Annotated in this window: 10 protein-coding genes; 8 read left to right on the top strand and 2 right to left on the bottom strand. The window is 63.9% G+C overall.

Features of this window, described 5'->3' with window-relative positions; translation table 11 throughout:
* Positions 1-185: 185 nt before the first annotated feature.
* The 4 genes from BMX92_RS16255 (at position 186) to BMX92_RS16240 (ending at position 4,925) form a co-directional block, all read left to right on the top strand.
* Complete coding sequence (locus BMX92_RS16255; RefSeq protein WP_218145796.1) at positions 186-1,874, top strand: GH35 family beta-galactosidase; 1,689 nt, start codon at positions 186-188, stop codon at positions 1,872-1,874.
* Positions 1,875-2,493: 619 nt separating this feature from the next.
* Positions 2,494-3,456: a thioredoxin-disulfide reductase gene (gene trxB, locus BMX92_RS16250; protein ID WP_093018352.1), complete on the top strand. Its 963-nt coding sequence runs from the start codon at positions 2,494-2,496 to the stop codon at positions 3,454-3,456.
* 55 nt (positions 3,457-3,511) lie between these two features.
* Entirely contained in the window at positions 3,512-4,111 is a 600-nt protein-coding gene (locus BMX92_RS16245; RefSeq protein WP_093018350.1) for a glycine-rich domain-containing protein, read from the top strand.
* Positions 4,092-4,925, top strand: a complete 834-nt coding sequence (locus BMX92_RS16240) for a TIGR04222 domain-containing membrane protein (protein ID WP_093018348.1) — start codon at positions 4,092-4,094, stop codon at positions 4,923-4,925. The genes BMX92_RS16245 and BMX92_RS16240 overlap by 20 nt, the downstream gene beginning before the upstream one ends.
* A gap of 55 nt (positions 4,926-4,980) precedes the next feature.
* On the opposite strand, the gene BMX92_RS16235 is transcribed toward BMX92_RS16240, so the two are convergent.
* On the bottom strand, positions 4,981-5,271 hold the full coding sequence (locus BMX92_RS16235; RefSeq protein ID WP_093018346.1) for an acyl carrier protein: 291 nt from the start codon (positions 5,269-5,271) through the stop codon (positions 4,981-4,983).
* A 28-nt stretch (positions 5,272-5,299) separates the two neighbouring features.
* The gene (locus BMX92_RS16230) at positions 5,300-6,310 is read right to left on the bottom strand and encodes a GNAT family N-acetyltransferase (RefSeq protein WP_093018344.1); all 1,011 of its coding nucleotides are present in this window, start codon (positions 6,308-6,310) and stop codon (positions 5,300-5,302) included.
* A gap of 68 nt (positions 6,311-6,378) precedes the next feature.
* Between BMX92_RS16230 and BMX92_RS16225 the strand changes: the two genes are divergently transcribed.
* The 4 genes from BMX92_RS16225 (at position 6,379) to BMX92_RS16210 (ending at position 11,551) form a co-directional block, all read left to right on the top strand.
* Positions 6,379-7,908: an acyl-CoA ligase (AMP-forming), exosortase A system-associated gene (locus BMX92_RS16225; protein ID WP_177185093.1), complete on the top strand. Its 1,530-nt coding sequence runs from the start codon at positions 6,379-6,381 to the stop codon at positions 7,906-7,908.
* Between the two features lie 110 nt (positions 7,909-8,018).
* Entirely contained in the window at positions 8,019-9,251 is a 1,233-nt protein-coding gene (locus tag BMX92_RS16220) for a pyridoxal-dependent decarboxylase, exosortase A system-associated (RefSeq protein ID WP_093018342.1), read from the top strand.
* A gap of 132 nt (positions 9,252-9,383) precedes the next feature.
* Positions 9,384-10,028 carry an XrtA/PEP-CTERM system exopolysaccharide export protein gene (locus BMX92_RS16215; RefSeq protein ID WP_093018340.1) on the top strand — a complete coding sequence of 215 codons (645 nt, stop codon included), beginning with the start codon at positions 9,384-9,386 and terminating at the stop codon, positions 10,026-10,028.
* A 2-nt stretch (positions 10,029-10,030) separates the two neighbouring features.
* The gene (locus BMX92_RS16210) at positions 10,031-11,551 is read left to right on the top strand and encodes an XrtA system polysaccharide chain length determinant (RefSeq protein WP_093018338.1); all 1,521 of its coding nucleotides are present in this window, start codon (positions 10,031-10,033) and stop codon (positions 11,549-11,551) included.
* Position 11,552 lies beyond the last annotated feature (1 nt).

The following is an 11,552-nucleotide window of genomic DNA, read 5'->3' as shown; positions in this document are numbered from 1 at the left end:
TGCTCGCTGGCCTCCATGCCCAGCAAGCATCTTGAATCAGAAAATCACCCCAAAGGGAATCCCGCTTGAATCAGCCAAACGTCATCCCGCTCTAGCTGCCTCAAAGCATTCCGCCATTGCGGGTTGCATATTAAGAATCATAATTCTAATCTGGTGTCAGAAGAATGTGCGCCAGGGAGAATGCTGTGAAAGATGTGCTGTGCCGGTTGGCTATGTCGGTGGCCGCCTTTGCGGCGATGAGTCCCGTCGCAGAGGCACAGCAGCTCCCGGAGATCCGTGACCGCCAACTTCTGGTGGACGGCAAGCCCTACCTCGCCCTCGGCGGGGAGTTGCACAATTCGAGCGCCTCCAGTCCCGACTACATGTTGCCGATCTGGGACAAGCTCCAAGCCATGCATGTCCAGACTGTGATTGGGACGGTGAGCTGGGAGGACTTTGAGCCGAAGGAAGGTCAGTTCGATTTCCGTGCGGTTGACGCGCAGATCGCGGAGGCCCGCAAGCGCGATATGCGTCTCGTTCTGATCTGGTTCGGTGCATTCAAGAACGCGGCCTCGACTTACGCGCCGAGTTGGGTGCGCGGTGATGCCCGGCGTTTTCCCCGAGCCGTCGTCCAAGGCGCGATGACCGAGGCCTTTACCTACAAGGGCGCAATGCCGAAGCCGGTTCTCTCGGTGTTCTCGCCCGAACTGCTGAAGGCCGACCGAGCGGCTTTCGTGGCGCTGATCAAGCACTTGGCCGAAGTCGATACGAATCGCCGCGTGATCATGGTGCAAGTGAACAACGAGACCGGCCTGCTCCGGGACAGCCGCGATCGTTCCGCCTTGGCCGAAGCCGCATGGAAGGCACCTGTACCGACGCAGCTTTTGAAGTACCTCTCCACACATCGCTCGACCTTGAAACCGGAGCTGGAGGCAACCTGGAGCCGTAAGGGCCGCCGATCCTCAGGGACTTGGGCTGAGGTCTTCGGTACGGACTGGCAGGCTGAGGAAGTGTTCATGGCCTGGCATTTCGCGCGCTACATGGAAGCGCTCGCGGCAGCGGGTAAGCACGAACTGGCGCTGCCCATGTACGTCAACGGTTGGCTCGGACCGCAGGAAGGCCAGCCCATGGCAGGTCAGTACCCCAGCGGCGGCCCGGCCAAGCGGGTTCTTGATGTTTGGCGCGCAGCGGCGCCGTCGCTTGATATGCTCTCGCCCGATATCTACGCGCCCAACGTCAAGGAAGTGCTGGCGGACTACGATCATGCCGGCAACCCACTGTTCGTACCGGAAGCGCAGTTCCGAACCGGCGATATCTTTTGGGCGCTCGGCCAGCACCGTGCCATCGGCTACTCCGTCTTTGGGATCGAAGACGGAAGGATCGACGGACAACTCGCGCAGGCGTTCTCCGCACTCTCCGGAATGGACGGCATGATCGCACAGGCGCAGGCGGAGGGGCGTATCGCCGGCGTTCTGCTCGACGATGGCAAGCCTGCGGTTATCAAGCTCGGTGATTACACGATCACGGTTCAGGAAACGATGGCACTGCTCAAGCAGATGCTCCTTGATGTCGGCTTGCAGGCGCCACCCCCGCCGCCGCCGCTTCCCAGCGAAACTGAAGGTCCGACCGCCCGCCCGGTGCCCGGCGACGGCCGAGCTTTCGGCCTGATCATCGACGAAGGGAACGACACGTTCCTTATCGTCGGGAAAGGGTTCACCGCAGACTTTGCTATCGGGTCGAAGTTGGCGGAAGTCGACCGGGTCGAAGAAGGTCATTTCAATGCCAAAAGTTGGCTGGCCAGGCGCGTTATAAATGGCGACGAACGACTCAGCGTAATCCCCACGGATCGGATCGGCACCATTCGCATCAAACTGGTGCGTCCGGCGCCAAGCTAGCGCCTTGCAAACCGACCACTTCGACCAGCACTATCGGCCGCTTTCGGCGTGACTCGACGTTCCTCGGTGCGGACGGGAATCACCAGATTTGGTCGGCAGGCGACGCGCCTGAGCGGCAGCTATTCTCGAAACCCGGTTCCGAAGCGGACCGTCGCCAACCGGCCATTTCCAGTCCTCTCAAACAATCGCCGCCGTCATCCCCCCAAAGAAACATCCCCCTACCAATGTAGGATAATCTCTGATCTATCCTGCCAGATGGAACCGCTGCGCCTCGCCCTCATGCCCGCACCGCTGGCCCTGCAACCGCGCCGCCGACCCGTGACCTGCAAGGCGCGTTACCGGCGCGGTGATGTGACCCGATCGGCGCGTTTCCGGTGCGCCGGCGTGAACCGACAGTCGCGTCGCGGGCGCTTTGCCGACGCATCCCCGGTGCAAAACTCCGTAAATGTCGCGCATCGACACTGTGAACTTTCGGCCCGTGACCCCGGTGGCGCGTCACTATGACCGCAATCCCCCCATCGCAGTGGCGCTTGGGGCGTCCCAAGCAAATCCTTCGCTTGCGCCTGCGCCGCCGCCGCCTATCTCTGTCGCCCACCGAATCGCAGTTTGAAAGCCTGACATGACCGCCACCCATTCCACCCGCATGTTGATCCTCGGTTCCGGCCCGGCCGGCCTGTCCGCCGCCATTTACGGCGCGCGAGCGGGCCTCGCGCCGATCGTGGTGCAGGGGATGCAGCCGGGCGGCCAGCTCACCATCACCACCGACGTCGAAAATTATCCCGGCTTCAAGGATGTGATTCAGGGGCCCTGGCTGATGGAGCAGATGCAGGCGCAGGCCGAACATGTCGGCGCGCAGATGATGTATGACCAGATCGTCGACATCGATCTCTCCGAACGCCCCTTCCGCCTTCGCGGCGACGGTGGCACCCTTTATGTCGCCGACACTTTGGTCATCTGCACCGGCGCGCAGGCGAAATGGCTGGGGGTCGAGGGTGAGGAGCATTTGCAGGGCAAGGGCGTGTCCGCCTGCGCCACCTGCGACGGCTTCTTCTATCGCGGCAAGAAGGTCGTGGTCATCGGCGGCGGCAACACCGCGGTCGAGGAAGCGCTCTACCTCACCAACCACAGCCATGACGTGACGCTGATCCACCGCCGCGATTCGCTGCGCGCGGAAAAGATTCTTCAGGCGCGCCTCCACGCCCATCCGAACATCAAGGTGCTGTGGAACAAGGCGGTGGACAAGTTCGTCGGCGGCGGCACGCCCGAGGGTCTGGTCGGCGTCGACCTGACCGACACCGTGACCGGCGAAAAGTCGCATGTGGCCACCGACGGCGGCTTCGTCGCGATCGGCCATCACCCCGCGACCGAATTGTTCGAAGGCAAGCTGCCGCTCGACGAAGGCTATATCGTGGTGGAAAAGGGCACGACCCGCACCGCCATCCCCGGCGTCTTCGCGGCGGGCGACGTGACCGACAAAATCTATCGCCAGGCCGTCACCGCCGCCGGCATGGGCTGCATGGCCGCGCTCGATGTCGAGAAATTCCTGGCGGAAGCCGATTTCGAGCAACTGGTGGAGGCCTGAGCCACGCCTTCAGCGCCTTGCATCTCCTTCTCTATCATGATAGTAGAGAATGTAGATGCAAGGCGCATTTCGTCTAAGCGGTCCGCCGCAGGACCACGCTCTCTGGGACAGGATATCCTCTTATAGGATTGGCCCGGAAGGCAGTGATTTCCCCTTCGAGGCGCGGCTGGCGCGGGAAAATGGCTGGACGCTCGATCATGCCCGGCGGGTGGTCAGGGAATATCGCCGCTTCTGCTTCCTCGCGGTCACCGGCCCCGATCAGGCCACGCCATCCGATGCGGTCGATCAGGCCTGGCACCTCCATCTGACCTATAGCCGCGACTATTGGGACCGCTTCTGTCCGCATATATTGGGCCGTCCCCTCCATCATGAACCGACCCGCGGCGGCCCGGCGGAGCAGGGGCGCTTCTTCGACCAATATGCCCGCACCCTGCGCCGCTACGAACAGATTTTCGGGGAGGCGCCGCCAGCCGACATCTGGCCCGATGCCGCCCGCCGATTGCTGCACGACCCGCGCGCCCGCCGCGTCCATCCGGCCGACGCGCTGATCCTGCCCCGCCGCCTGCTGCGCCGCATGGCCCTGCTTCTCCCCATTCTTGTTCTCATCCTCCTGTCGATTGGAAAGATGGTGTCTTATGCCCTTGAATCCCTTTGACCTGACCGGTGGTCCCTTCCTGCTGCTCTACATCATCCTGCTGCTGCTGGCGACGATCGCCGCCTTCCGCATCCCGCAATGGTTGCGCGCGGACGGGCGCGCGGGTCAGTCTCTCGACGCCGATCATCTCGCCTATCTGTCCGGCGGCCGGACCCGCTATATCGACACGCTGGTCGCCCGTCTGCTGACAGCGGGCCTGCTCACCCTGTCGGGACGCCACAAGCTGATGTCGAAGGGCGCAGGGCAGGGGCAAACTGCGGCCGAGATGTGCGTCCTCGCTCTGCCGGGGGAATTCGGATGGAGCGCGATACAACGCGCCGCCATCGACTATGCCGAACCGGTCCGCCGCGATCTGGTGCGCCGTCATCTGTTGATCGATGACGACAAGGTGCTGCTGCTACGCCTCTGGCAGACCCTGCCTTTGGCGGCGTTGCTGCTGTTCGGCGCGATCAAATGGGAAGTCGGCACGATGCGCGATCGCCCGGTCGGTTTCCTCACGGTCCTTCTGGTGCTGACCTTCATCTTCGCGATCATCCGCTTCGCATCGGTCGACCGGCGCACCTGGGCAGGCATCGCCGCGCTGGAGGATGCGCGCCTTGGCGCGGATCGATTACGGCGCGCTGCGGTGTCGGACGAAATCCCGCTGGCCGTCGCCCTGTTCGGCACGACGGTCCTTATCGGCTCCTACTGGTCCGACTATCACGACCTGCGCCGCGCCAGCAGCAATGATGGTGGGAGCAACAGCAGCGACTCATCGTCGGACAGCGGTTGCGGCGGGGGAGGATGTGGTGGTTGCGGGGGTGGCGGCGACTAAGTGATTTCGAGTGAAATGAAACATTTCACGGCTCGGAAACCGCGGAAAGCAAAAATCAGCCGCTGACTTTAGCCTGAGCGAACGCGACCAGCGATCCGAACGTCTCGAACGTGTCGCCGTCAATATCCTCATCATCGATCAGGATGTCGAAACGATCCTCGATCTCGGTCAGCAGGCCGGCGACCGCCATGGAATCCAGTTCCGGCAGCGCACCGAACAGGGGCGTGTCCGCGTCGAAGGCGTCGACCCGATCCTGCGTCAGGCCGAGCACGTCGCGCAGCAAGGCCCGCATCATGCTGTCCACATCGATGGTCCGGTCGACCGGCTGAGAATTTTGCGCCTGCATAACGGTGGCCTAACTAGTGGTTCGCGCGCTAACCTACAAGCGCGGAAATGGCCGTCCGCGCCGCAGGCAACCAGTTCGACACGTAACGCGGATTGAAGGCGTCGATCCGATGCAGCGCAATGCGCCGCTCCATCCAGTCCCGCTTATAGCCATTGTCGCCGGTGCCATAGTCGATCCGGCTGACCCGGTCCTGATCGATCGCCTGCGCGAACATGCGATGGCTCAGCAGTGTGCCGGGCGATCCGCCATCATGGGCGCTGTCATGGCTCAGCTTGTGGATCAGCGCGACGCCATGCTCGATCGTCCAAAATTGCGTTGCCACCGCCCGCCCGTCGATACGGGCAAAGCCCAGCCGCAAAGTCCCCGCCGCGCTTTCCCGCCCGGCCAGATCCCGCAGGAAATCGAGGCCTGCGTCCGGCTCCGCCTGTTTCCAGCTACGCGCATGGACATCGACATAGTCCCGCCACAGCGCATCGGTCAGCCTGCTTTCTATCGACAGGGCATAGGGGCTGTTGCGCCCCTTGCGCCGGACCAGATTGCGGAGCTTGCCGGGCCGCGCCGCCCAATAATCGGCGAAGCTGCGACCGTTGACGTCCAGCAGATAGCGCCCGCCCATCGGCCGTTGCACGGTGAACCAGCCGGCCTGTCGCAGCGCGCTGACAAGCGGCCCCGTCTCTTCGAGCGGATAGAGGTCGATCTGCGCATGGCTTTTCAGCAACTGGCGGGCCATCGCTTCGACCAGCCTGTGCTGCACGGCGGCGTCCGGCGCGCCATCAAAGACCGGCGACCAGTTGAAACTATACCAGTTGGCGATCGCGCTCACCCGGCGCGGGGCAGGGGACAGAAGGAACAGCCAGCCTTCCTGACCGTCTTCTTGCCCATGAAGGATGCGGACAGGCATGTCGGGAAAACAATGATGGTGCAGGGACGCGAACCAGTCGAACCGGTCGAACAGGCCGGGCACGCGCGCACGATCCAGCCGGTCGGCAACCGTCTGCCTTGCCTGATCGAGGCTGTGATATTCCCTTGTCGCCCGCAACCGACTATCTCCGCCTTCAGTCACGTGCCTCGCATAGGATAAAAACATCGATATGGAGTTAAGCGTTTGTGACTAACTGTTTCCCCACGATCGATGACGCGCCGGTGCAACCGATAGATCATCTGTTGCTGCGTGGCGATCCGGCCCGTCCGGCGCTGGACGGCCGATCGGGTAGCTATGCCTATGCGGAACTGGAAGAGACGCTGGGGCGACTGGCGGGCTGGCTGTCCGGATTCGGGCTGGAGCCGGGTGCACGGGTCGCAAGCTGGATCGCCAAGGGGCCGGTCGCGGCGCTCATGCCGCTGGCCGCGCCGCGCGCGGGCCTCGTCCATGTGCCGGTCAACCCGCTGCTCAAACATGCTCAGGTCGCCCATATCCTTGCGGATAGCGGCGCGGCGCTGCTCATCGCCACGGCGGCGCGGCTCGACAGCCTGCAACCGGACGACGTGCCGACCTCCTGCCAACTCCATCGGGAGGATGACGCCGCCTGCGCGATGAGTGGTGGCCCAGCGATCGGCCCATCCACTGCCGCGCCGGATGATCTGGCGGCGATCCTTTATACCAGCGGATCGACCGGCCGTCCCAAGGGGGTAGTGCTGACCCATGCCAATCTGTGGCTCGGCGCGGCGGCTGTGGCGGACTATCTGCATCTGACGGAAGAGGATCGCACCGCCTGCGTCCTGCCCTTCAGCTTCGACTATGGGCAGAATCAATTGCTTTCCACCTGGTATGCCGGTGGATGCGTCTACCCGCTCGACTATCTGACGCCGCGCGACGTGCTGAAACTGGTCGACCGGCGCGATATCACGACGCTGGCGGGGGTGCCGCCGCTCTGGGTGCAACTGACCGAACAGGACTGGCCGACGGAGGTCGCCTGCAAGCTCCGGCGTCTGACCAACAGCGGCGGCGCCCTGACCCGCCCGCTGGTGGCCAAGCTGCGCGCGCGGTTCCCCCAGGCCGATCTCTACCCGATGTACGGCCTGACCGAGGCGTTTCGCTCGACCTACCTGCCGCCCGCACTGGTCGACAGCCATCCCGATTCGATGGGCCGGGCCATTCCTTTTGCGGAGATATTGGTGGTGCGTCCCGACGGCAGTCTGACGGATGCGGATGAGCCGGGGGAGCTGGTCCATTGCGGCCCGCTGGTGGCGCAGGGCTATTGGCGCGATTCTGCGCGCACGGCCGAGCGTTTCAAGCCAGCCCCGGCCGCATCGCGCTATGGCGGCATGGCGGTCTGGTCCGGCGATACGGTGCGGCGCGATGCTGAGGGCCTGCTCTATTTCGTCGGCCGCGACGACGCCATGATCAAGTCCGCGGGCAACCGCATCAGCCCGACCGAGATTGAGGAAGCAGCCGTCGCCGTGCCGGGCGTGGCCGAAGCGGTCGCGCTGGGGATCAAGGATGATCGGCTGGGGCAAGCGGTGCGTCTGCTGCTTCGCGCTGCCGATCCGACCGTCACAGATACGGTCGTAACACATCTCAAACAGGAACTGCCCAACTTCATGCAGCCCAAAGATATCATGCTGGTCCCCGAATTTCCCCGCAATCCCAATGGCAAGATCGACCGGGTCGCCTTGGCACGCGAATTTGCTATTTGAAGCATGGAGTGCTCCTGCGAAGGCAGGAGCCCAGGGCGTTGGGGAGTGACTTGCCGCTCTGGGCTCCTGCCTTCGCAGGAGCACGATGAAATATATCGAGAGGTTGATTGATGAAGCCGATGGGACCGATCCCGGCCTGGTTCGCAGCGGAAGAGGGCATGTTGCTAATCGGCGGTTGCGGTGCGGCCAGTCTGGTGGATGAAGCGGGCGATACGCCGCTTTTCGTCTATGACATGGATATCGTCGGCGCGCAGGTGCGTCGTTTCCGCAGTGCCATGCCCGATGCGCTGCACCTCCATTATGCGGTGAAGGCCAATCCCTATGCGCCGTTGCTGGCGCGGATGGCGGGGCTGGTCGACGGCTTCGATATCGCGTCGGGTGGCGAACTGGACATGGCGCTCAGTGCGGGGATGGCGCCCGACCACATCAGCTTCGCCGGGCCGGGCAAGCGCAATGACGAACTGGAGGCCGCGATCTTCGCGGGCACCACCATCCATCTGGAATCGGAAGGGGAAGGACGCCGCGCGCTGGCCGCAGCGGAAAAGGTCGGCAAGACACCGCGTCTCGCTGTGCGGGTAAACCCTGATTTCGACCTGAAGGGATCGGGGATGAAGATGGGTGGCGGCGCCAAGCCCTTTGGCGTCGACGCCGATCGGGCGGGTGCGCTGGCGCGGGCGATGATCGATGCCGGGGCGGACTGGCGGGGCTGGCATATCTTTGCGGGCAGCCAGAATCTCGATCCTGCGGCGATCATTGCAACGCAATCGGCGACGATCGCGCTGGCGGCGCGATTGTCGGATGAAGTCGGCATGGCGCCGCCGCTGGTCAATCTGGGCGGCGGCTTTGGCCTCGCTTACTTCCCCGGCGACGAACGACTCGATATCCGGCCGATCGGCGTGGCGCTGGACAGCGAAATGGACAGCTTGCCCGATATCCTCAAGGCCAGCGAATTCGCGATCGAACTGGGCCGCTGGCTGGTGGGGGAAGCGGGTGTCTATCTGACCCGCGTCGTCGATGTGAAGACCAGCCAGGGCGAAATCTTCGTCGTGGTCGATGGCGGCCTGCATCATCAACTGGCGGCCAGCGGCAATTTCGGCACCGTCGTCCGCCGCAACTATCCGATCGCTATCGCCAATCGCTTCGGCGCGGAAACAGCGCCCGATCCGGTGACGGTGGTAGGGTGCTTGTGCACTCCGATCGACCGTCTGGGCGACAAGGTGGCGCTGCCGCCCGTGCAGGAAGGCGATCTGGTCGCGATCTTTCTGGCGGGGGCTTATGGCGCGTCGGCGAGTCCTTCCGCATTTCTCGGGCATCCAAGTCCTCGCGAACTTTTACTTGGCTGATTTGTGCACTATTTAACTCCTAACGGTATCTTTACCCTTTGGCGGCACAAGAAGCCCAAAGCCATGTGCTGGCAGGCGACCGTTCCCTTTTGCGGCGGCCCGTTGCGCACGGCTCCACAAAGGGGTTGGACTATGCGTTTCATGTCGGTTTCCAGACTTCTGATCGGTGCGTCGCTGCCTGCGGTCGCGCTGTCGGGCTGCGCCACGGCGCCGTCAGGACCGCAATTGCCGCCGGCCTCCTTCGTGTCGACGCAGGAGGGGCCGGGCGAGGAATATGTCATCGGCCCGCTCGATGACCTGACCATCTTCGTGTGGCGCAATCCCGAACTGGGCGCCAAGGTGCAGGTGCGCCCGGATGGCCGCATCACCACGCCGCTGATCACCGACATGCCGGCCGTGGGCAAGACGCCCAAGATGCTGGCCGAGGATATCAAGCTGGCGCTGACGCAATATATCGAAAATCCGCTGGTGTCGGTCATCGTTAACAATTTCAACGGCACCTACAGCCAGCAAGTGCGGATCGTCGGCGCGACCGAAAAGCCCGCCTCGATCCCCTATCGCGCGAACATGACCCTGCTCGACGCAATGATCTCCGTCGGTGGCCTGTCCGAATATGCGGCGGGCAACCGCGCGCGCCTCATCCGCTTCGACAAGGAGACGGGCAAGCAGAAGGAATATCAGGTCCGCCTTACCGACCTGCTCAAGAAGGGCGATACGCGCGCCAATGTGCAGCTCGCGCCCGGTGACGTCATCATCATTCCGGAAAGCATGTTCTGATCATGGCGGGCCTTTACGACGAACTGCTTGTCCTCCTCCATGGCATATGGAGCCGCCGCTGGATCGCGCTTGCCGTGGCCTGGGGCGTCTGCATGCTGGGCTGGCTGGGCGTGGCGCTCATCCCCAACAGCTATCAGTCCAAGGCGCGGGTCTATGTGAACACCCAGTCGCTGCTGGAGGACAAGATCGGCATTACCCAGGTTCAGTCCCAGCAGGATCTGGACCGGGTGCGCAGCACGCTGGCCAGCGCCGAGAATCTGGAGAAGGTGGTGCGCGACACAGACCTGTCCCAGTCGGTGTCCGGTCCGCGCGATATCGCCGCGAAGATCACCAAGCTGCGTGAGAATATCACCGTCATGGCGCAGGCCGATCCCAGCATGATCGACATCAGCGCCATCTCCGCTGATTCCAGCCTGTCGGACGGCGCCAATGCGCGCATCGCCCAGCAGGTGGTGCAGAAGCTGATCGACATCTTCCAGGAAGAAAATCTGTCGGGCGACCGCAACCAGACCAAGCAGAGCCTGGCCTTCCTCGACCAGCAGATCGCCGCGCGCGGCAAGCAGCTGGAGGCGGCCGACCAGCGCCGTGTCGAATTCGCCCAGCGCTATATCGGTCTGCTGCCCGGTGCCGGATCGATCAGCCAGCGCATGGACGCGGCCCGCGCGGAAATCAGCAACATCGATTCGCAGCTTGTGCAGGCGCAAAGCGCGCTCAGCGCGATGAACGGCCAGCTTGCCGGCACGCCCGCAACCCTGCCGGGCACGACTGCCACGGGTGGCGTATCGCCGCTGGCGCAGGCCCAATCGAACCTGGCGTCGATGCGGGCGCGTGGCTGGACCGCCAGCCATCCCGACGTGATCGCAGCGCAGCGTGAGGTCGACGCCCTGCGCAAGGCGGGTGGCGGTAGTGCTGCTGCTGCGGGCAGCACGCCCAATCCCGCTTATCTGTCGATCAAGTCGATGCAGGCCGACCGTGCCGCCACGGTGCAGGCGCTCAGCACGCGCAAGGCGCAGTTGCAGGGTGACCTCAACACCATGATGTCGAAGCAGGTGAACGAGCCGGGCGTCGCGTCGGAGCAGGAAAAGATCGAAAGCGACTATGCCGCGCTCAAGGCCCAATATGACAAGCTGGCGGCCGACCGCGAGGAGATCCGCCTGCGTGGCGATGTGAAGACCGAGACGGGCTCCGTGCAGTTCCGCGTCATCCAGCCGCCCAGCACCCCGACCGCACCGTCCGCGCCCAACCGGCCGCTGCTGCTGCTTGGCGTGCTGATCGTGGGTGTCGGTGCGGGTGTCGGCGTCGCTTTCGCTCTCGGGCAGCTCAAGGGGACGTTCCCGACTGCCGCGCGGCTGGAAAAGGCGATCGGCCTGCCGGTGGCCGGATCGATCAGTCAGACGGTCAGCGCGGCGCAGGTCGCGATCGACCGGCAGCGCATGAAATGGTTTGCGGGGGCAAGCGGTGGTCTGGCCGCCGTCTGCCTGCTGCTGATCGTCGTTGAATTTGTCCAGCGTGGTATGGCGTGAA

Source organism: Sphingobium sp. YR768 (assembly GCF_900111125.1).
Classification (GTDB): domain Bacteria; phylum Pseudomonadota; class Alphaproteobacteria; order Sphingomonadales; family Sphingomonadaceae; genus Sphingobium.
Note: the sequence above shows the minus strand (reverse complement) of the source record. Positions and strands in the feature narration are given on the sequence as shown.

Bases quoted from the DNA above. Each gene is read 5' to 3' on its own strand.
- BMX92_RS16210 (WP_093018338.1), top strand. From the start codon at position 10,031: ATGGCGGGCCTTTACGACGAACTGCTTGTCCTCCTCCATGGCATATGG.
- BMX92_RS16240 (WP_093018348.1), top strand. From the start codon at position 4,092: ATGCCCTTGAATCCCTTTGACCTGACCGGTGGTCCCTTCCTGCTGCTC.
- BMX92_RS16220 (WP_093018342.1), top strand. From the start codon at position 8,019: ATGAAGCCGATGGGACCGATCCCGGCCTGGTTCGCAGCGGAAGAGGGC.
- BMX92_RS16235 (WP_093018346.1), bottom strand. From the start codon at position 5,271: ATGCAGGCGCAAAATTCTCAGCCGGTCGACCGGACCATCGATGTGGAC.
- trxB (WP_093018352.1), top strand. From the start codon at position 2,494: ATGACCGCCACCCATTCCACCCGCATGTTGATCCTCGGTTCCGGCCCG.
- BMX92_RS16215 (WP_093018340.1), top strand. From the start codon at position 9,384: ATGCGTTTCATGTCGGTTTCCAGACTTCTGATCGGTGCGTCGCTGCCT.
- BMX92_RS16245 (WP_093018350.1), top strand. From the start codon at position 3,512: ATGCAAGGCGCATTTCGTCTAAGCGGTCCGCCGCAGGACCACGCTCTC.